The organism is Arthrobacter sp. W4I7, assembly GCF_030816215.1.
GTDB lineage: Bacteria > Actinomycetota > Actinomycetes > Actinomycetales > Micrococcaceae > Arthrobacter > Arthrobacter siccitolerans_A.
The window spans coordinates 497,988-516,963 of record NZ_JAUSXU010000001.1 but is presented as its reverse complement, the minus strand read 5'-3'; the positions used below and the strand labels follow the sequence as shown (position 1 = coordinate 516,963).

The window sequence follows — 18,976 nt, the reverse complement described above, 5'->3', positions numbered from 1 at the left end:
CGTTGCCGCGCCGACCCGAAAGCGACGGCTCCACAGGCAAGAGCTGTATATACTTCTGCATATCGGTTTAGCAGCAGGCCGTTGGAAAGTTCTTCGATCCAGCGACTTCAGCCGCTTGCCGCCCCTTCGGGTGGAAGGGGTATGGTGCCGCCGGGTCGTTTTACCCTGAGCGAATGACACCGAGAAACCGTGGCCCGCGAGTCAACAGCAAAAACCGACACTTCAATAACTGAGCACCTGCATGAACTCGTCCTCAACAGCTCTGACGTTGAGGACTTCCTTAACGAACTGGCGCAGGTGTCCGCCCGTAATCTTTCCGAGCCCGGCGACGAGGTGCTGTGCGCCATCACCCTGCTGCGGCAGCGGAAGGCTGCCACTGTGACCAGCAGCAGCCCGGCCGCCGCGGCCGTCGCGCGGCTCGAGTACGAGTTCAGCCAGACACCCAGCATGGAGGCCTCCACGTCCCAGGCCACGGTCTCCGTACCGGACGTCCGGGAGGACGGCCGCTGGCCGGAGTACTCCGCGTCCCTGCTGGGCCAGGGCGTCCGTTCCGTCCTGGCCGTCCCGTTCGAGCTGGAGGGCGAGACGAAAGCGGCGCTGTTGCTGTACTCGAGCCGCCCCAACCGCTTTGAGTCCCGCGTGCTTGAGTTTGCCGAAGACTTCGTCGGCCAGACGTCCCTGGCACTGCGGCTTGCGGTGCGCTTCGCAAATCACAGCGAGACTGCGGCCAACCTGCGGGCAACCCTGGAATCACGGACAGTGATCGATATGGCGGTGGGCATCATCATGGCCCAGAACAGGTGCAGCCAGCAGGACGCGTTTGAGATCCTGAAGACGGCGTCGAGCACCCGGAATTCCAAGCTGCATGACGTGGCAGCCTCCGTGGTCAACTCACTCGGGCAGGGCCCTGCCCGTACCCATTACGACGGGTAGGCAACGGCTTCCCGGCATTATTACCCGCCCACCACCTGCGCCTAAGCCCGGGCGGAGCTCCACGGCGGTAGACTCATTCCAACTTTCGCCCGGGGGGGCTCCAATGGAAAAGAAACGCGTCTGCGTGGTGGTTGAAGACGACTACGATATCCGCGGATTGATTACCGTCGTCCTGCGACGCGCAGGATTTGAGGTCAAGGCTGTGGCCACCGGCGCGGAGGGCATCGCCGCCGCGGCAGACCCTGCCGTCTCACTGGTCACCCTGGACCTGGGCCTGCCGGACATGGACGGGCACGTGGTGGCCCGAGCCGTAGCCGCGTTGACCAAGGCGCCGCTCCTTTTCCTCACGGCCAGGTCCGAGAACGACGACGTGCTGGCAGGCGTGGCCTCCGGCGCCGCCGCCTACCTCACCAAACCCTTCCGTCCCGGGGAACTGCGGGATCTGGCCGAACAGCTGTGTCCCGCTCCCGCTCCTCTTTCACAGCTTCCACACATACCCGGCAAATCCCTCTGCTAGTTTGCCTGCCTAGAAATGAGGCATGACTCCTCAGCAGAACAAACCCCGTAAAGGCAGCCGTTTCCGGCGTGCCGTGGTAGCAGGGGCCGTTGCCCTCACCCTTTCAGCCGGCGGCGCCACCGCCTGGGCCCTGGACCGTTTCGTCGTCCAGCATGTGGAGATCTCCGACGTCTCCGCCTACGAAGCCAGCCAGACGGGCACCTCCACGGGAACGTCCGCGGGCACTTCCACCAGCACGACGGCGGACACGGCCTCCGCCAGCGCCGTCACCACGGATACCTCCTTCGTATCCGGTTCCTCCAATATCAACATCTCCAAGGTGACCACCGGCAGCGGCAACAGCACCGTCAGCTACTATGTGGCCGACGTCGTGCTCGATGACGCCACCGCCCTGCAGTCAGCCTTCGCGAACGACAGTTTTGGTGAGAACATCACCGAAACCACCTCCGCCATCGCCGAAGCCCACAACGCGGTTTTCGCGATCAACGGCGACTATTACGGCTTCCGCGATACCGGCATCGTGATCCGCAACGGCGTGGTGTTCCGGGATGAGGGCGCCCGCCAGGGCCTGGCGTTCTACCGCGACGGAAGGGTGTTGGTCTACGACGAAACCACCACCACCGCCGAACAGCTGCTGGCCGACGGCGTCTGGAACACCCTCTCCTTCGGCCCCTCCCTGCTGGACAACGGCGGGGTGGCCGAGGGCATCGAGGACGTTGAGGTGGACACCAACTTCGGCAACCACTCCATCCAGGGCGAACAGCCGCGCACCGCCGTCGGAATCATTGATGAAAACCACCTGGTGTTCGTGGTGGTGGATGGCCGCAGCCCCGGTTACAGCGCCGGCGTCACCATGACAGGCCTCGCCGAAATCATGCAGGGCCTTGGTGCCACCACTGCCTACAACATCGACGGCGGCGGCTCGTCCACCATGTACTTCAACGGCGGCCTGGTGAACAACCCGCTGGGTGAAAACAAGGAACGCGGCACCTCCGACATCCTGTACATAGCGGAGTAGGAAAGGCCATGATCATCCTGATCCCGGCCTACGAGCCGGACCAGCAGCTGCCGGCTTTGATCCGCAGCATCCGCGACGCAGAACCGTGGGTTCCCATCCTGGTGGTGGACGACGGAAGCGGCCCGCAGTACCGGGACGTGTTCGACGGCGTCAGGGCACTGGGGTGCCATGTCATCAGTTACGGGCGCAACCGCGGAAAGGGCTTTGCCCTCAAGACCGGCTTTTGCTTTATCGCGGACAACCTCCCGGGCCATGATGTGGTCTGCGCCGACAGCGACGGCCAGCACACAGTGGTGGACATCCTACGGGTGGCGGAAACCCTCCGCCAGAACCGGGCAGGACAGCGTTGGGCCACCATGGTCCTGGGCAGCCGGTCCTTCACCGGCAACGTCCCCGCACTGAGCCGGCTCGGCAACAGCGCCACCAGGTCACTCTTCACCCTCGCCACCGGCGAGCGCATCCCCGATACCCAGACGGGCCTCCGCGGCTACCCCGGAGCAATGATCCCCTGGTTAAGGTCGGTCCGTGGCGACCGCTACGAGTATGAGCTGAACCTGCTGCTCGAAGCAAAGACCGGCGGCTATTCCATCCAGTCGGTGGAGATCTCCACTGTCTACCTGGACCACAACTCGGGCTCGCATTTCCGGCCCTTTGCGGATTCAGTGCGCATCTATGCTCCGCTGCTGAAGTTCCTTGCTTCCTCCTTTACGGCCTTCCTGCTGGACACCGTCCTGTTCCTGCTGCTCACGCTGGCCGTCGATTCGCTGCTCCTGGCAGTGCTGGGGGCCCGCGCCGTGAGCTCCGTCGTGAATTTCCTGGTCAACCGGAACGTTGTTTTCGAACACGGCAGGGACAAACCGGCCAGTGCTGCCGTGGTCCGCTATTTCAGCCTGGCTGCCGTGCTGCTGGCCGCGAATTTCGGCGTGATCTGGCTGCTCGAAGCCGCCGGGCTGCCCGCCCTGCCGGCCAAGATCCTGGCTGAGGTCCTCCTGCTGGCGGCCACCTTCGCCGCACAGCAGCGCTGGCTCTTCGCCGGCAAAACTTCCCTTGGGAAGGCCGGCAGCACGTCCAGCGAAGCACCAGCCCGCACTCATATATCCGGCTAGGTCTCCGCACAGCACCTGCACAGCTTGGGGCCCGAAAGTAAAGACAAGCCCACCGAAAACATCCCGGAGAATCCCATGAACTCACTGATCTTCATCCTCGCCGACCTGGCGGCCATCAGCATCCTGACCTTCGCCCTGTACCTCCGCCGGCACCGCCGCCGCGACCTGGTGGTGTCCTACCTGGGCATGAACGTCGGCGTCCTGGCAGTGGCCACCGCGTTGTCCGGGTCAGCTGCCAGCCTGGGACTTGGGCTGGGGCTCTTCGGCGTCCTGTCCATCATCCGGCTCCGCTCCACCGAGCTGGCCCAGCACGAAGTGGCCTACTACTTCTCAGCCCTGGCCCTGGGCCTCATCGCCGGCCTGGGCATCGAGCCCCTCTGGCTGACGGTATCCCTCATGGCCCTGATCCTGCTGGTGATGTTCGTGGGAGACCATCCCCGGGTCCTGCCGGCACACCGCCACCAGACCGTGATCCTGGACCGGGCAGTGGCCGAAGACGGCGAACTCTACGCCCGGCTGGAGGAAGTCCTGCACGGCAAGGTCCACTCCGCAACCATCCAGCAACTGGACCTGGTCAACGACAAAACCATCGTTGACGTCCGGTACGCCTACTCCCCCGCAGCTTTCCCCGCCCGGCTGGCCATCCCCGCGGTACCCGCACCGGCACCCCGGCCCGCCGAACCCATGCCCACCGAACACGCACACGCTGAGCCCGCTTCGATGGCCCACTCGCAGGCAGGTGCCGCATGAGCACCACCGGAACAGACGCCGTCGGCAACCTTCGCCACCTTCCACCCGTAGGCCTCGAAGAGCTCAACAACGAAGCCGCACTCCAGACCCGGGTTGACCGGAAGTACGTGGTTCCCGCAGGGCTCGCCCGCCAACTCCTGGGCTCGTTCAGTAAAGGCGTGCGGGTGCTCGAGATGGACGGCTCCCGCAGCTTCGCCTACGACTCCGTCTACTTCGACACCGCCAACCTCGACAGCTACCTGCTGGCCGCCCACGGCCGCCGGCGCCGCTACAAGATCCGCACCAGGACCTACGTGGACAGCGCCGTGAGCTTCCTGGAGGTCAAGACTGAAGGCGCCCGCGAGGCAACCGTCAAGGAACGGATCCCGTACCACCTCTCTGACCGAGCCCGCCTGACGGAGGAAGGCCTGGACTACGTCCGCGAAACGCTGACGGCATCCGTCGGCGCAATGCCTTCCGGCCGCCTCGAGCCGGTGCTGGAAACCAGGTACAACCGGAGCACCTTGTTCCTCCCGGAATCCGGCAGCCGGGCCACGATCGACACTGACGTGACCTGGCAGCGGCCCGGCCATCCGCCCTGGGTGCTGGACGAAGCGGTGATCCTGGAAACCAAGTCCGGCTCCACCGCCGGCCCGCTCGACCGGCATCTCTGGACCCACGGAGTCCGGCCCTCCCGGATCTCAAAATTCGCCACCGGGATGGCGGCGCTGTGCCCGGACCTGCCCGCCAACCGTTGGAACCGCACCCTGCGGCACAGCCTGTCACTTCGCCCCGCTGCCTGATCTCAGCCGCTCCGCTCAACTCCTTCCCGGTATTCCCCCACCAAAGCTTTCCAACTCCTTCAAAGGACCACTTGCCATGAAAAACCTCCGCACCTACCTCTCCGTCGCCGCCCTGGCCACCGCACTCGGACTCGCCGGCTGCTCCGTTGCCAGCACCACCCCCACCGGCGTTTCAGCCATCAGCAGCACCTCCTCCGCTGCCAGCTCGTCCTCTGCTGCCAGTTCGGGCGTCGCTTCCAGCACCACGCAGGCAGTTTCCCTGGACACGCTGGCCGAGGACACGCATTACGACGCCGACGACCTCACCTGGGATGCCGCCTCCGAAGTAGCCGTGACGCTGGCGGACGGTGCCAGCAAAGCCGCCACCGGCACGTCGTCGGACGCTGTAAAGGTCGACGGCGGTACCGTCACTATCACCGCCGCGGGCACCTACCGCCTCAGCGGGTCACTCTCCGACGGCCAGGTGGTGGTCGCCGCCGGCGAAGAGGACGTAGTGAGGATCATCCTGGACGGTGCCAGCATAACCAGCTCAACCGGTTCCCCGTTTGTGGTGCAGAGCGCCAACGAGGCCATCGTCTATCTCGAGGACGGCACCACCAACACCCTGGGCGATGCGGCCACGTATGCGGACCAGGGGACGGACGCGGCGAACGCAGCCCTGTACTCAATGGCTGACCTGACCATCGCCGGCAGCGGATCGTTGACCGTGGACGGCAACTACAACGACGGCATCTCCTCAAAGGACGGCCTGGTCCTCGCCGCGGGCACGGTGACCGTGGACGCCGCTGATGACGGCATCGTGGGCAAGGACTACGCCGTGCTGCTGTCCGGCGCGTACCAGGTGACCGCGGCCGGCGACGGCTTCAAGTCGGACAACGACGCGGACGAGGGCCGCGGCTGGCTCCTGATCAACGGCGGTACCATCAACGTCAGCGCCGGCGATGACGGCATCAAGGCGTACAACACGCTAAAAATCGCCGCAGGCACGGCCACGGTGGAGGAATCGGAGGAGGGCCTTGAGGCCCAGCACATCCTGATTGCCGGCGGAACCGCCACCGTCACCTCCAACGACGACGGCGTGAACGCGTCGGGCGGCAGCTCCACCTCCACCTCACAGGGCGGGGGCATGGGCGGCGGCAGCATGGCCGTCGGCGACTACACCGTGGAGGTCACGGGCGGCCTGCTGACGATCAATTCGAAGGGCGACGGCCTGGATTCCAACGGCAACGCCAGCATCTCGGGCGGCACCGTGGTGGTCAACGGGCCAACAGACAACGGCAACGGCGCACTGGATGTTAACGGCGAGCTCGCCGTCACCGGCGGAACCGTGGCCGCGGCCGGCAGCGCCGGCATGGCGGTCACCCCGTCCGATACCTCCACACAGTCCGGTGTCCAGGTGACCCTGGGCTCATCGGTTCCCGCCGGTACGGTCATCCAGGTCGCCGACCCGGCCGGCAAGGTAGTGGCGGCGTTTGTCACCACCAAGGCCACTGCATCCCTGGTGTTCTCCTCCGCAGCCGTCACCGACGGAGAGGAATACACGGTGTACACCGGAGGCACTGCTACTGTCAGCGCCGGGCTGGGCGAAGGCTCACTGGACGGCGCCAAGGAACAAGGCACCGTCACAGCCGGCGAGTACACCGCGGCGCAGGGTCCCGGAGGCGGCGGCGGACCGCGCTGGTAACCCCCGACGCCCCATCACTTAACGCAACGTTTGACCCAACGCCCCATCACTTTTCGCACCTTTCCCCGAAACGCCCCATCACTTCCGGCGACGGCGGACTCCCGCCGTCGCCGAAAGTTTTGCGTGAAGGGGGGCTACTTGGCGAGGAAACGCAGCAGCGCTTCGTTGACCTCAGCGGCGTGGGTCAGCAGCAGGCCGTGCGGCGCGCCCTCGATCTCCACGTACTCGGCGCCGGGCAACGCCTTGGTGAACTGCCGTCCCGTGGAATCGATGGGAAGGATGTTGTCGGCGGTGCCATGGAGGATCAGTGCAGGGACGTCGATCTTCGGGATGTCCCCGCGGAAGTCAGTGATCCAGGTTGCCTGCGCCGCAACGGATGCTGTGGCGCCGGCGCTGGAGGCTGTGTTCCAGCTGGCGTTGATGGCCTCCTGGCTGAGGCGGGGCGTACCGAGGAAAGTGTCGCTGTTGTAGAAGTTCTTGAAGAACTCGGTGAAGAAGGCGTACCGGTCTGCAGTGACAGCCTCTTTCAGTCCGTCGAAGACGTCCTGCGGAACACCATCCGGGTTGTCCTCGGTCTTCAGCAGGAACGGTTCCAAGGAGCCCAGGAATGCTGCCTTTGCAACCCGGGCGGATCCGTAATTGCCCAGGTACCGGGCCACTTCACCGGTGCCCATGGAGAAGCCCACCAGCACGGCGTCACTCAGGTCCAGGGTAGTCAGGAGGGTGTTGAGGTCCGCGGCGAAGGTGTCGTAGTCATATCCTTCGGTGGTCTTGCTCGATTTCCCGAAGCCGCGGCGGTCATAGGTGATCACGCGGTAGCCGGCATCCAGAAGGGCGGTGGTCTGTTTCTCCCAGGAAGCGCCGTCCAGGGGGTAGCCGTGGATCAGCACTACGGGTTGGCCCGAGCCGTGGTCCTCGTAGTAGAGCTCGATGTCAGTGCTGTTTTCGGTTCCAACGGTGATCAAAGCCATCGCGGCGGTCCTTTCGAGACTGTGGGATCGGAGCGGGCGGGGAGTCGCCCTGCCCGCGCAGTTCCTACTCTAGGGTGGTCCGCCGTGCCCTGGGCTACCGGGAAGGTTGCGGCAGCTCGCAGGATATTTGAGGGTTGGCGCCCATGTAGTTCAGCGGGCCTGCGGCAATAGTGATTGCTATGGTGCCCGCCTGGGCACAATTTCCCGGCGCTGAACCGAAGTAGCCGCGCTGCCAGGCGGCCACGCCGCCGATGATCAGCCAGATGACGATAAGTACTCCGAGAATCCGCATGATTCCTCCATAGGCCGCGGCGGCTGTGGGATCAATTATGCGGCGTCCATGCGAAAAGTGAGAGAGCGCCGGGGAAAACGTGCGGGAGCTGATGGAGCATCCCGGGAAAACGTGCGGGAGCTGATGGAGCGTCCGTCGTGGGGGAACAAAAAATGCACCTCCGGCCCCGGGGGTGGTTCCCGGCACCGGAGGTGCAGTCAGTGCTTCTATGAGGGCTGTGATCAGGCCTTGGCAGTCTTGCCCGGAAGGGCCAGCTTGAAGACCTTGGCCCAGGAGGAGCCCACCTGCTTCAGCAGCGGACCGGTGGTGTACTTCAGGCCGTAGCGCTGACAGATTTCGCGGACCCTCGGAGCAACCTCGGGATACCGGCTGGAGGGCAGGTCCGGGAACAGGTGGTGCTCAATCTGGTGCGACAGGTTGCCGGTCATGATGTGCATGAACTTCGAGCCAGAAATGTTGGCTGAGCCAATCATCTGGCGGACGTACCAGTCACCGCGGGTCTCCCCCTCAACCATTTCCTCGGTGAAGGTGTCGGTGCCTTCCGGGAAGTGGCCGCAGAAGATGACGGCGTGGGCCCAGACGTTGCGGACTGCGTTGGCGGTGAGGGTGCCGTAGAGCGCCTGCTTGCCGGAACCCGTGAGCATGGCAACGGCCGGGGTGGCGGCGTAGTCCTTCGTGAACTGCGTGACAACCTTCTTGCCCAGGGCCTTGAGGTCCTTGAGCAGAGCTTCCTTGGACTTGGTGCCTTCCTTGTACTCCGTGAGCTCAAGGTCGTAGATGGCGATGCCCCACTCGAAGACCGGTGCCAGGATGGCGTTGAACAACGGGTTGGCCAGGTTGATGGGCTTCCAAGGCTGTTGTTCGTCCATGCGCAGGAGGTTGTATCCGACGTCGTTGTCCTTGCCCACCACGTTGGTCCAGCGGTGGTGCAGGTCGTTGTGCGTGTGCTGCCAGGAGCGCGCCGGGGTGACGAAGTCCCACTCCCAGGTGGTGGAGTGGATGTCCGGGTCCCGCATCCAGTCCCACTGGCCATGCAGGATGTTGTGGCCCAGCTCCATGTTTTCGAGGATCTTGGCCAGGCTCAGCAAGGTGGTGCCCGTAACCCAGGCAGCCTTGTTCTTGCTGACCAGGAGTGCTGCACGGCCGGAGATCTCAAGGCCGCGCTGGATCTTGATCATCCGGCGGATGTAAGCGGCGTCTTCCGCGCCGCGCTTGGCCAGGACCTCGTCCCGGATCGCGTCGAGTTCGCGTCCGAGCTCGGCCACCTGCTCGTCAGTGAGGTGGGCGGCCGCCGGGGGACGCACAGTGGGACTGCCGGATTCCGCAAGCTTCCCGGGGCGCGTCCTTGAGCTTCCAGTGGAACTGCTTTCGGCAGGGGTGGCCTTGCTGGGTGTTATTACAGACATACCTGGTGCTCCTCAGATTTCGAGGTTGACGGGTCCGGCGGCTGCCGAGACACACGTTTGGATCAGTTGGCCGGGTTCGCCGTGGACTTCCCCGGTTCGGAGGTCGCGGACCTGCCCGGACAGCAGGGGCGTGAGGCAGCTGTGGCAGATGCCCATCCGGCAGCCGCTGGGCATCAGCACGCCGGCGTCCTCGCCCACGTCCAGGATAGGTGTGTCGCCGTCGGCTTCCACCTCCCGGTCGGACGCTTCAAAGGTGACCAGTCCGCCGTCGTGCCCGACGCCGCCTTCGAAGGTGGTGTTGAAGCGTTCGATCATGAGGTTTCCGGGGGCGCCGGCCAACGCAACATCCGTGCCGGACCCCGCTGTTGTGAGCGCGGCGCGCTTCCACAGCGCCTCGGCGTCGTCGAGGAAGCTGTCGGGGCCGCAAGCGTAGGCCGCGCGTTCCTTCCAGTCCGGGCAGATTTCGTCCAGCTGGTCCGTGTTGGTCAAATCCATCCGGCCCTGCTCGCCGGTAAACCAGTGGGCAAGGCGGAAGTTGGGGAACTGGTCCGCGAGTTCGGCCAGTTCCTCGCGGAAGAGGCTGTCGCCGGGCGTGCGGGCGGAGTGGACCAGGACGACGTCGGCATCCGGACGCCGAGGAACAAGGGTGCGGATCATGGACATGACCGGAGTAATGCCGCTGCCCGCCGTGACCATCAGCAGGGGGCGGGGGTGCTCAGGGAGCACAAAGTCGCCCTGCGGCGGGGCCAGGAACAGGACGTCACCTGGCTTGGTGGTGCGCACCAAAGTACCGGAGACGGCACCGACGTCGGTGACCGTGATGGCCGGATCCTTGCCGGCGGGGGCGCTGAGCGAGTAGGACCGCCAGTGGCGGACGCCGTCGAGTTCGACGCCGATGCGCGCCCACTGGCCGGCAAGGTGGGAGTGCCAGCCGCGGCCGGGCCGGAAGAAGATAGTGGCGGACTGCGCCGTCTCCTGGACCACCCGGGTGACGACGCCGCGAAGTTGCCGCGCAGAGTACACCGGGTTGAACAGCGCCAGGATGTCCTCGGGCGCCAAAGGAGTAGTAAGCACAGAGGCCGCCTGGGCCAGCTGACGTAGCCGGATCATGCGTTAAAGCCTAAAACGGCGCGGGCCATATTTCTCTCTCTCCGTCATATGACCGTTCCGCAGTCACGCTGTAAGGGGGGCGCTAAGCCCCCAAAGCCGCACTCTAAGAGTAACGGCTGCGATGTGCAGAAGGTTCCCAACTTCAGTAAGCATGCTTATCATACGCATCGAAACGGGTACGCGGACAAGTACTGAGGGAATGACGGCGGCGTTGCTGCCTGGGCTTTACCGGGTCAGGTCCGGGCCGCCTTCCAGCCGAGGGCGGGGGCGACGTAGCGGGCCACGGTGCCCAGCAGCTTGGCGTTGAATTCGACGCCGAGCTGGTTGGGGACCGTGAGCAGCAGGGTGTCCGCGGCCTGGACCGCGGTATCGGCAGCGAGCTCTTCGGCCAGGGCGTCCGGAGCGCCCACGTAGCTTTTCCCGAACCGTGCGGTCAGTCCGTCGATGATGCCCACCTGGTCGCGGCCGTCCCGCAGTGCACTGCCGGCAAAGTAGCGGCTGTCCTCCGCGTCAACGATGGGAAGGATGCTGCGGCTGACCGAAACCCGGGGTGCGTGGCGGTGGCCTGCTGCTGCCCAGGCATCCCTGAAGAGCTGGATCTGCTCTGCCTGGAGTTCGTGGAAGGGAACGCCGGTGTCCTCGGTCAGGAGGGTGGAGCTCATCAGGTTCATCCCCATTTCGGCTGCCCAGACGGCCGTCTTCCGGCTGCCGGCTCCCCACCAGATGCGTTCGGCCAGTCCCGGCGACTGCGGCTGGACGGGGAGCAACCCGGTGGCACCGCCGGCGTAGCGGGGGTCCGCTTCGGCCACTCCTGCACCCGCGATGGCTTTCCGGAAAAGTGCGGTGTGCCTGCGGGCCATGTCGGCGTCGGACTCCCCCGGCTCGGGCCGGTAGCCGAAGGCCGCCGCACCTTGCCGCGCCGGTTCGGGTGAGCCGCGGCTGATGCCGAGTTGAAGCCTGCCGCCGCTGATGAGGTCTGCTGCTGCCGCTTCCTCCGCCATGTACAGGGGATTTTCGTACCGCATGTCGATCACGCCGGTGCCGATTTCGATCCGGCTGGTCCGGGCGGCAATGGCAGACAGGAGCGGGAACGGCGAGGCTTGCTGCCGGGCGAAGTGGTGGACCCGGAAGAACGCTCCGTCCACCCCCAACTCTTCGGCGGCGACCGCAAGGTCAATGGCTTGGAGCAGGGCTTCCGCGGCCGTCCGCGTTTGTGAGCCGTGGCCTGGGCCCCAGTGGCCGAATGAAAGGAATCCGATGCGCTGCATACCTCCCCTAACTGCCCTGGCACCCGGGGAATTCCCGCGGCATGGCTGGCTGACCCGTGGCTAGACTGGCACGGTGACCAACAGCGAGCCGCGCGCCCATGCCGCCACCACGCCGTCGCGGGGGAAGATCGCTGTGCGGCTCCTGCCCGGAGGCGAGGAACCGGACCCGCGCTTCACCCTCGCCAACGAGCGCACGTTCCTGGCGTGGATCCGGACGTCCCTTGCGCTGCTGGCCGGCGGCATCGCCATCGAGGCGTTCACGTCAGACCTGTTCCTGGAGCCTGTCCGGAAGGGCCTGGCGGTGCTGCTGCTCCTCATGGGAATGCTGCTGAGCGCAGGCTCTGCTTTGCGGTGGCTGCGGGTGGAACGCAGTATGCGCAACAAAGCCCCGCTGCCGCTGCCGCTCATAGTCCCGCTACTGGCGGGGGCAGGTGCGCTGGCGGCTGCCGTCTTACTCATCTTTATCCTCTGGCGCTGAACCTGTGGCCGCTTTCCGCCCTGCCGGCAGCCACGGCGACCCCGGGCTGCAACCGGAGCGGACCACCCTCGCCTGGGGCAGGACCGTTCTGGCACTGGTGACGGTCAGCGCCATCTTCCTGCGCTGGCTCCCCCGGCACGGCCTCCCGATCCTTTTGCTGTTCGCCGTGTCGGCTGCCGCTGCGCTGGCCATTTACGTGACGCAGCGGCGCCGGTACAGGGCCAGCTCCCGCGGCCTTTTGAGGGAAAAGGTCGACGCCGACATCACCGCCGTGCTTTGGACGGCTTTTGCGGGCGTTGCGCTGGGCGGCCTGGGCATCGCGGTGGTCCTCACGGGCTAGTGCCCGCGGCCAAAACCCTAAAACATCGGCAGGACGAAACCTGCGAGCAGCGCCACGGCACCGATCGCGGTCAGGCAACGTCCCAGCACAGCAGCGGTTCTGCCCGGTTCTTCCGGCACCGCCGTTTGCCACTGCGTAGGCCGCTTGGGGTGGTAGTAGATGGGGAGGGTATCCCCCACGGCCATGTCCTTGATGTCGTGCGGCGACATCGGCGCGTGGTGCACCTGGTATTTGCGGTCGAACCACCGGAATCCGACCCCGGTGTTGTCCGAATAGACCACGGCTTCGGCTACATCCCATGGGTGGACAAAGCGGCGCAGGAAGCCTGTATAGAAGAGAAGGCCCAGCCCGACGGGCAGGCACAACCAGGTGAGCATTTCCAGGATTGGACCTGCCATATCAAGCACGGTGGGCATGAATTTGATGGTACAGGCGTACGCTGAGGGAAACGTTCCTGCGGAAGGGGTAAACATGAACGACGAAGATCTTTTGGCCCGCATCCAGGCCCTGGTGGAGGAGGAACACACCCTCCGCGAAGGATCCGGAGACGGCCAGGCGCCGGACCAGAACCGGCTCCGGCAGGTTGAAGAACGGCTGGACCAGTGCTGGGACCTGCTCCGCCAGCGCCGGGCTAAAGCGGAGTCCGGAGAAAACCCCAATGACGCGGAAGCCCGGCCCGTCAATGAAGTCGAGGGCTACAAGCAGTAGCCGCTGCCTGTTCCCTACACCTCTGGCGGTATCGTTGCCAGAGCGTGCAGCAGTGCGAACAGAAGGAGCTACCCATGCGTCTGGCAGTCGCCCAGATCATCAGCAGCGCAGACCTTGAGGCCAACCTGGAGCTGATCCGGGAATATGCCACCGAGGCCAAGGCAGCCGGGGCGGCCCTGGTGGTTTTCCCGGAAGCTGCTATGCGCGCCTTTGGCCACTCCTTGAGCGACATCGCGGAACCGCTGAACGGTCCGTGGGCTGAAAAGGTCCGCGCCCTCGCCAGCGAACTGGGCATAGCGATCGTGGTGGGGATGTTCACGCCCGGGAAGGACGGCCGGGTCCGCAACACCCTGCTGGTCACCGGCCCCGGTGTGGAAACGTCTTACGACAAGGTGCACCTCTTCGACGCTTTCGGGTTCCAGGAGTCCAGGACCGTGGACGCGGGAACTGACCCGGTGACCTTTGAAGTCAACGGCACGGTGTTTGGCCTGGCCACCTGTTACGACGTTCGCTTCCCTGCCCTGTTCACGGCCAATGCCCGTGCGGGGGCACAGGTGAACATCGTCTGCGCCTCATGGGGAGCAGGGGAAGGCAAAGCCGAACAGTGGGACCTCCTGGTGCGGGCCCGTGCACTGGACAGCACTTCCTTCGTGGTGGCCTGCGGCCAAGGTGACCCCGAAACCGTCGGAGCCGGCCCGGCGGGCGCAGCGCCGACCGGCATCGGCCACAGCGCCGTCATCACTCCCCTGGGTTCAGCGGTAGTTGCGCTGGGCGGGAAGCCCGAACTCGCCGTCGTCGATATTGATCCCTCAGCGGTGGACGAAGTACGCACCAGGCTTCCAGTGCTGGCCAACGCCCGCCAGTTCTGATCCGTCAGGGATATGTCCCGCAAAGCCTCTCCCTGGACACTGAACGACGACGGGGGTGAGCTTCCGTTCACGGCCCGGTAATCTGCGGGATTTTAGGTACGACGGCGTCATCTCACCGTTGGTTCCTCAACCCGCCGGGGTACAGCAGGGCTTCCCGCCACTGATCGCGCAGCTCACTCCCTCGCGGATGGCGGCTGTTTACATACCCGAAACATTGCCGACACGGAGACTTCACACACAGGCCATTTCTGTAACCTGAGCGCAACTTTGAGGCGCCTTTCCCGAAACACGGAACGCGAAAGATGGACTGCGGGGGAAATGCGAGGGCCGGATGAGCGCCCCGCTTCGAGGCGCAACGCGAAGGGACCTTCAGGTGGAGATTTCTGCCCAACAAGTCTGGCTGATGATCTCAGCGGCGATGGTACTGCTGATGACCCCCGGGCTTGGCCTCTTCTACGGCGGCATGACCCGTGCCAAGGCAGCCCTGAACATGATCATGATGAGCTTCATCTCCGCCGGGATCGTCGGCGTCATCTGGGTTCTGTGGGGCTACTCCATGACCACAGGCGACGGCGTGCTCGGCATCTTCGGCAATCCCTTCGCCAACTTCGGACTGCAGAACCTGATGGGCTCCCCGGACCTGATCAAGGCCGGCTACAGCGCCACGTTTGCGATCATCACCGTTGCCCTGATCAGCGGCGCCATTGCCGACCGCGCCAAGTTCAGCGCCTGGGCCGTTTTTGTGCCCATCTGGATCACCGTGGTGTACTGCCCGCTCGCCTACATGATCTGGGGCGGCGGCCTGATGAGCGGCGGAGCCATCAGCGCTGTTTTTGGCCAGGTCATCGACTTCGCCGGCGGCGCAGTGGTGGAGATCAGTTCCGGCACGGCGGCCCTTGTCCTTGCCGTGATCGTCGGCCAGCGCCACGGCTTCGCCAAGGACCCCAACCACCGCCCGCACAACATCCCCTTCATCATGCTGGGCGCTGCCATCCTCTGGTTCGGCTGGTTCGGCTTCAACGGCGGCGCCGCAACCTCCGCGGAACAGGCCGGCCTGATCTGGATCAACACACTGGTGACGCCCGCTGCCGCCATGCTCAGCTGGCTGGTCGCGGAAAAGATCCGCCATGGGCACCCCACCTCCCTTGGCGCAGCCTCCGGTGTTGTGGCCGGCCTGGTTGCCATTACCCCTTCCTGCGCCAACATCAGCCCGGTGGCTGCTATCGGCCTGGGCCTGGTGGCTGGAGCGGCCTGCGCCGTCTTCGTGGACCTCAAGTACCGCTTTGGCCTGGACGACTCCCTGGACGTGGTGGGAGTGCACCTGGGCGCCGGCCTTATTGGCACCTTGGCACTTGGCTTCATCGCCTTCCCGGTGGACGGCCAGGGCGGTGGGCTCTTCTATGGTGGCGGCGTACAGCAGCTCATTGCCCAGACCGCGGCCGTGGTCATCACACTGCTGCTTTCGGGCATCGGCACCTTGATCATTGGCCGCGCCATCAACAAGACCATCGGATTCCGGGTCAGCCGCGAGGCAGAGACCGCGGGTGTGGACCTGTCCGAGCACGCCGAGAGCGCGTACGCCTTCGGGGAAACCGGCAACGGTTTCCGTCCCCTGAGCCACGCCATTCCCCACGCCGCTGCCGCCTCGCACGCTCCGGCCGAATCCAGTTCTCCGGCCAACGGAAACACTGCACAGCGGCACGCCAAGGAAGACTCCTTCGCCTGAGTCCGGCTAGTCCGCCAGGATTTTGTAGAGCGCGCGGCGGGTCTCGTCCAGCTTTTCAATGGCAGCAGCCCGCTGTTCCTCGGTGACACCGCTCCGGAACTGATGGATAGCGGCCATCAGCTTCCCGATGCTCTGGTGGAAGTCCCGGTCCGGACTCTCCGGTCCGGTGTTCCAGGCGTTCTCCAACTCCTCGGCGTGCTCGTCCACCCACGCCCTTCCGGCGTCCGTGAGCGAGAACTCTGTCCCGCGGCCTTCGGTGAGGGGCGTGATGAGTTCCTCATCGACCAACTGCTGCAACGTGGGATAGATGGATCCGGGACTTGGGCGCCAGGCCCCGTTGGTCTTTTCGGCAATTGCCTTGATCAGCCCGTAACCATTGGAGGGCGCTTCGGCCAGGAGCGAGAGGATGGCAGACCGGACGTCGCCCCTGCTGGCCCTGCGTGGGCCGCGGCCAAAACCGGGCCCGAATCCAGGGCCAAAGCCTGGTCCGGGACCGCCGCCAAAACCGGGCCCGAATCCGGGACCGAAGCCGGGTCCGAAGCTGCCGCCCCTGTGCCCGTGCGGTCCGCGCCTTCCCCTGCCACGTTCAAACCGGCCCCCGCCGTGCTGCTGGCCGGGGAAATTTTCTTCTGAAATGCCTTTCATGATGGCATCTTCCTTTCATTTTCATGATTGTCGCCGGTCCTTCGGCGATAGTTAACGATATGTCGTTAACTATCGGTGAGTCAATAGGAGAATTGATCAAATCATGACCTTCCATCCTCTGGATCGTCCGTCCGGACCGACGTAGTCTTGTGCCATTCCTCAAAGTCGAGGGCTGGAAAATGGCGAAGAAAAAGAAGCGCAGGCGTCGTGCCGGTTCCGCCGTGGGAAGGATCCTGGGATTCCTCGCGGCGAGTGTTATGTGCGGTGTGCTGGCGGCCAGCCTGGTGGTCCCGGCAGTAGCAGCGGCGGGGTTCGGAGTCAGCACCTCCATCGGCTTTTTCGACAGCCTGCCGGAGGAACTCACAGTCCAGCCGCCGTCGCAATCCACCAGGATGCTGACCTCGGATGGCCAGCCCATCGCCACCTTCTATGCGGAGAACCGCGTCAGGATCCCCCTGGATCAGATGTCGCCTTACATCCGGGATGCTGTTGTTGCCATCGAGGACAGCCGGTTTTACGAACACGCAGGCCTTGATCCGCAAGGGATCCTTCGGGCGGTAGTGGCCAACCTGACCAAGGGCGACCAACAGGGCGCGTCCACCATCACCCAGCAATACGTCACCAACGTAGTCAACGAGGCGCGGCTGTCCCAGGACCGGCCGGATGAGGTGATTCTCAGCGGCCAAAAGGACATCGGCGACAAACTGCGGGAGATGAAACTCGCCGTCGCGCTCGAGAAGAAGTACACCAAGGACCAGATCCTTGAGGGCTACCTGAACATCGTCTTCTTCAACAGTGACGCGTACGGCGTGGAAGCTGCAGCCCGGTACTTCTTCAGTACCTCTGCCAAGGACCTGAACCTTCCGCAGTCTGCCCTCCTGGCCGGGCTTGTGAACAGCCCCACCTTCTACAACCCCGCAATTAACCCGGAGAACTCGCTAACCCGCCGCAACCAGGTGCTCGACGAGATGCTCCGTCTGAAGAAGATCAACCAGAAAGAGCATGATGAGGCCGCTGCCGCGCCTATCGAACTGAAGCTCAGCCCGGAGCGGCAGGGCTGTGCCAACGCCTCGATGGCGCCGTATTTCTGCGACTACATCTCGCATCTCATCCTGAACAACCCGGCGTTTGGTCCCAACCAGAGCGAACGCGAGCGGAAGCTCTACCGGGGCGGCCTCACCATCATCACCACCCTGGACAGCAGGCTTCAGGCCGCGGCCCAGGCGCAGGTGGATGGAACGGCGGGGCCCAACCCAGACCGCTGGGGTGCGGCCCTCACAACCATCCAGCCCGGCACGGGCAAGATCCTGGCGATGGCCCAAAACACAGTCTTCCTGCCGGAGCCGGGGAAGTTCGATACCCAATTGAATTTCAATGTGGATGCGAAGGACCCGCAAGGCAACGACCTGAACGGTGCCGGCGGGTTCCAGACAGGGTCCACCATGAAGCCGTTCACGTTCGCTGAGTGGTTGAACGAGGGCAAAACCATCACTGCCCAGGTGGACGCCTCCCGCCGGGTCTATCCCCTGGGCTTCCCGTGGCGCGACAGCTGCGGAAAGGTCTTGGGCGCCTACAGCACCGCGCAGAACAATCCTCAACTGGGCGCGGCCGATGACCTGCAAAACGCAGAAGAAGGCTTCTACCGGCCAATGCCCGTCAACTACGGCGTCTACAACTCCATCAACACAGCCACTTTTGCCTCGGCTGCCCAACTGGACTTCTGCGGGATCCAGAAGATGGTGGATGCAGTCGGTCTCCACAGCGGTTTGGACGGCTCTCCCATCAACATGCACCAACTCGGAAACCTGCTCGGCGCCACCGGAGTTGCTCCCCTCCATATGGCTAACGGGTTTGCCACTTTCGCCAACGATGGCCGCTACTGCAACCCCATTGCCCTGCTGGAAATTACCGATGCCAACGGCGGCAAGCTGCCGGCGCAGTCGACCGAGTGCCGGGACGCAGTAAAGCCGGATGTGGCACGCGGGGTCAACTCAGTGCTGCAGGACGTGCTGAAGAAGGGCTCGGGGGTCTATATCAACCCGAAGGTGCACGATAAGGTTCCTACGGCAGCCAAGACCGGAACATCGAACAACAACGGGTCCACGTGGGTGGTCGGTTACACCTCCGGACTGGCAACCGCTTCCTTCTTCGGCGACGCCCTGGAGGGCCAGAAGCGGGCCGGGCAGAACGTCACCATCAACGGAACCTTCTACCCACGCCTTGACGGCTTCATGATTGCCGGGCCGCAGTGGGCCAACTACATGGTTAACGTGGCTCCGCTCTACCCGGCTGCACCCTTCCCGCCGCCGCCTCCGGCCATGATGGGCTCGAATCCTTCGCCCACTCCCACCCGGTAACCACGCCCGAAGAACC

20 protein-coding genes are annotated in these 18,976 nt (G+C 64.7%); 13 read left to right on the top strand and 7 right to left on the bottom strand.

Annotated features, from left to right (window positions below; translation table 11 throughout):
• Nucleotides 1-189 precede the first annotated feature (189 nt).
• From QF047_RS02415 to QF047_RS02385, 7 genes are all read left to right on the top strand, one after another.
• Complete coding sequence (locus QF047_RS02415; RefSeq protein WP_307273528.1) at nucleotides 190-933, top strand: GAF and ANTAR domain-containing protein; 744 nt, start codon at nucleotides 190-192, stop codon at nucleotides 931-933.
• 103 nt (nucleotides 934-1,036) lie between these two features.
• The gene (locus QF047_RS02410) at nucleotides 1,037-1,450 is read left to right on the top strand and encodes a response regulator transcription factor (RefSeq protein ID WP_307273525.1); all 414 of its coding nucleotides are present in this window, start codon (nucleotides 1,037-1,039) and stop codon (nucleotides 1,448-1,450) included.
• 22 nt (nucleotides 1,451-1,472) lie between these two features.
• Nucleotides 1,473-2,468, top strand: coding sequence for a phosphodiester glycosidase family protein (locus tag QF047_RS02405; protein WP_307273523.1), 996 nt, complete (start codon nucleotides 1,473-1,475; stop codon nucleotides 2,466-2,468).
• A gap of 8 nt (nucleotides 2,469-2,476) precedes the next feature.
• Nucleotides 2,477-3,574 (top strand): bifunctional glycosyltransferase family 2/GtrA family protein, encoded by a 1,098-nt coding sequence (locus QF047_RS02400; protein WP_307273520.1) that lies wholly within the window; start codon nucleotides 2,477-2,479, stop codon nucleotides 3,572-3,574.
• Nucleotides 3,575-3,649: 75 nt separating this feature from the next.
• Nucleotides 3,650-4,324, top strand: coding sequence for a DUF4956 domain-containing protein (locus tag QF047_RS02395; protein WP_307273518.1), 675 nt, complete (start codon nucleotides 3,650-3,652; stop codon nucleotides 4,322-4,324).
• Nucleotides 4,321-5,106, top strand: coding sequence for a polyphosphate polymerase domain-containing protein (locus tag QF047_RS02390; RefSeq protein ID WP_307273515.1), 786 nt, complete (start codon nucleotides 4,321-4,323; stop codon nucleotides 5,104-5,106). Before QF047_RS02395 ends, QF047_RS02390 begins: the two co-directional genes overlap by 4 nt.
• 76 nt (nucleotides 5,107-5,182) lie before the next feature.
• Complete coding sequence (locus tag QF047_RS02385; RefSeq protein WP_307273513.1) at nucleotides 5,183-6,790, top strand: carbohydrate-binding domain-containing protein; 1,608 nt, start codon at nucleotides 5,183-5,185, stop codon at nucleotides 6,788-6,790.
• A gap of 134 nt (nucleotides 6,791-6,924) precedes the next feature.
• Here QF047_RS02385 and QF047_RS02380 read toward each other — a convergent pair whose 3' ends face one another.
• The 5 genes from QF047_RS02380 to QF047_RS02360 form a co-directional block, all read right to left on the bottom strand.
• A complete protein-coding gene (locus tag QF047_RS02380) occupies nucleotides 6,925-7,761 on the bottom strand; it encodes an alpha/beta fold hydrolase (RefSeq protein ID WP_306635773.1) in 837 nt (278 codons plus the stop codon).
• A 94-nt stretch (nucleotides 7,762-7,855) separates the two neighbouring features.
• Nucleotides 7,856-8,053 (bottom strand): hypothetical protein, encoded by a 198-nt coding sequence (locus tag QF047_RS02375; protein ID WP_306635775.1) that lies wholly within the window; start codon nucleotides 8,051-8,053, stop codon nucleotides 7,856-7,858.
• A gap of 221 nt (nucleotides 8,054-8,274) precedes the next feature.
• Nucleotides 8,275-9,459 (bottom strand): acyl-CoA desaturase, encoded by a 1,185-nt coding sequence (locus QF047_RS02370; protein ID WP_307273508.1) that lies wholly within the window; start codon nucleotides 9,457-9,459, stop codon nucleotides 8,275-8,277.
• Between the two features lie 12 nt (nucleotides 9,460-9,471).
• Nucleotides 9,472-10,569 carry a ferredoxin reductase gene (locus tag QF047_RS02365; RefSeq protein WP_307273505.1) on the bottom strand — a complete coding sequence of 366 codons (1,098 nt, stop codon included), beginning with the start codon at nucleotides 10,567-10,569 and terminating at the stop codon, nucleotides 9,472-9,474.
• Nucleotides 10,570-10,802: 233 nt separating this feature from the next.
• Nucleotides 10,803-11,837, bottom strand: a complete 1,035-nt coding sequence (locus QF047_RS02360; protein WP_307273502.1) for an LLM class flavin-dependent oxidoreductase — start codon at nucleotides 11,835-11,837, stop codon at nucleotides 10,803-10,805.
• 73 nt (nucleotides 11,838-11,910) lie between these two features.
• Here QF047_RS02360 and QF047_RS02355 point away from each other — a divergent pair, with 73 nt between their 5' ends.
• Nucleotides 11,911-12,315, top strand: coding sequence for a YidH family protein (locus tag QF047_RS02355; RefSeq protein WP_307273499.1), 405 nt, complete (start codon nucleotides 11,911-11,913; stop codon nucleotides 12,313-12,315).
• Between the two features lie 4 nt (nucleotides 12,316-12,319).
• Nucleotides 12,320-12,655 carry a DUF202 domain-containing protein gene (locus QF047_RS02350; protein ID WP_306635783.1) on the top strand — a complete coding sequence of 112 codons (336 nt, stop codon included), beginning with the start codon at nucleotides 12,320-12,322 and terminating at the stop codon, nucleotides 12,653-12,655.
• Nucleotides 12,656-12,672: 17 nt separating this feature from the next.
• On the opposite strand, the gene QF047_RS02345 is transcribed toward QF047_RS02350, so the two are convergent.
• Nucleotides 12,673-13,071: a hypothetical protein gene (locus QF047_RS02345; RefSeq protein ID WP_307273495.1), complete on the bottom strand. Its 399-nt coding sequence runs from the start codon at nucleotides 13,069-13,071 to the stop codon at nucleotides 12,673-12,675.
• A 55-nt stretch (nucleotides 13,072-13,126) separates the two neighbouring features.
• On the opposite strand from QF047_RS02345, the gene QF047_RS02340 reads away from it, so the two are divergent.
• From QF047_RS02340 to QF047_RS02330, 3 genes are all read left to right on the top strand, one after another.
• Nucleotides 13,127-13,363, top strand: a complete 237-nt coding sequence (locus QF047_RS02340) for a DUF2630 family protein (RefSeq protein ID WP_306635785.1) — start codon at nucleotides 13,127-13,129, stop codon at nucleotides 13,361-13,363.
• Between the two features lie 74 nt (nucleotides 13,364-13,437).
• Entirely contained in the window at nucleotides 13,438-14,232 is a 795-nt protein-coding gene (locus QF047_RS02335; protein WP_307273491.1) for a carbon-nitrogen hydrolase family protein, read from the top strand.
• Between the two features lie 373 nt (nucleotides 14,233-14,605).
• Nucleotides 14,606-15,958 (top strand): ammonium transporter, encoded by a 1,353-nt coding sequence (locus tag QF047_RS02330; RefSeq protein WP_306635789.1) that lies wholly within the window; start codon nucleotides 14,606-14,608, stop codon nucleotides 15,956-15,958.
• A gap of 6 nt (nucleotides 15,959-15,964) precedes the next feature.
• On the opposite strand, the gene QF047_RS02325 is transcribed toward QF047_RS02330, so the two are convergent.
• Complete coding sequence (locus QF047_RS02325; protein ID WP_306635790.1) at nucleotides 15,965-16,603, bottom strand: PadR family transcriptional regulator; 639 nt, start codon at nucleotides 16,601-16,603, stop codon at nucleotides 15,965-15,967.
• Nucleotides 16,604-16,782: 179 nt separating this feature from the next.
• Between QF047_RS02325 and QF047_RS02320 the strand changes: the two genes are divergently transcribed.
• A complete protein-coding gene (locus tag QF047_RS02320; protein ID WP_307273485.1) occupies nucleotides 16,783-18,960 on the top strand; it encodes a transglycosylase domain-containing protein in 2,178 nt (725 codons plus the stop codon).
• Nucleotides 18,961-18,976: the final 16 nt, after the last annotated feature.

Coding starts and splice junctions, on each gene's coding strand:
- QF047_RS02410 (WP_307273525.1), top strand. CDS start 1,037: ATGGAAAAGAAACGCGTCTGCGTGGTGGTTGAAGACGACTACGATATC.
- QF047_RS02405 (WP_307273523.1), top strand. CDS start 1,473: ATGACTCCTCAGCAGAACAAACCCCGTAAAGGCAGCCGTTTCCGGCGT.
- QF047_RS02400 (WP_307273520.1), top strand. CDS start 2,477: ATGATCATCCTGATCCCGGCCTACGAGCCGGACCAGCAGCTGCCGGCT.
- QF047_RS02395 (WP_307273518.1), top strand. CDS start 3,650: ATGAACTCACTGATCTTCATCCTCGCCGACCTGGCGGCCATCAGCATC.
- QF047_RS02390 (WP_307273515.1), top strand. CDS start 4,321: ATGAGCACCACCGGAACAGACGCCGTCGGCAACCTTCGCCACCTTCCA.
- QF047_RS02385 (WP_307273513.1), top strand. CDS start 5,183: ATGAAAAACCTCCGCACCTACCTCTCCGTCGCCGCCCTGGCCACCGCA.
- QF047_RS02380 (WP_306635773.1), bottom strand. CDS start 7,761: ATGGCTTTGATCACCGTTGGAACCGAAAACAGCACTGACATCGAGCTC.
- QF047_RS02375 (WP_306635775.1), bottom strand. CDS start 8,053: ATGCGGATTCTCGGAGTACTTATCGTCATCTGGCTGATCATCGGCGGC.
- QF047_RS02370 (WP_307273508.1), bottom strand. CDS start 9,459: ATGTCTGTAATAACACCCAGCAAGGCCACCCCTGCCGAAAGCAGTTCC.
- QF047_RS02365 (WP_307273505.1), bottom strand. CDS start 10,569: ATGATCCGGCTACGTCAGCTGGCCCAGGCGGCCTCTGTGCTTACTACT.
- QF047_RS02360 (WP_307273502.1), bottom strand. CDS start 11,837: ATGCAGCGCATCGGATTCCTTTCATTCGGCCACTGGGGCCCAGGCCAC.
- QF047_RS02345 (WP_307273495.1), bottom strand. CDS start 13,071: ATGCCCACCGTGCTTGATATGGCAGGTCCAATCCTGGAAATGCTCACC.
- QF047_RS02340 (WP_306635785.1), top strand. CDS start 13,127: ATGAACGACGAAGATCTTTTGGCCCGCATCCAGGCCCTGGTGGAGGAG.
- QF047_RS02335 (WP_307273491.1), top strand. CDS start 13,438: ATGCGTCTGGCAGTCGCCCAGATCATCAGCAGCGCAGACCTTGAGGCC.
- QF047_RS02325 (WP_306635790.1), bottom strand. CDS start 16,603: ATGAAAGGCATTTCAGAAGAAAATTTCCCCGGCCAGCAGCACGGCGGG.
- QF047_RS02320 (WP_307273485.1), top strand. CDS start 16,783: ATGGCGAAGAAAAAGAAGCGCAGGCGTCGTGCCGGTTCCGCCGTGGGA.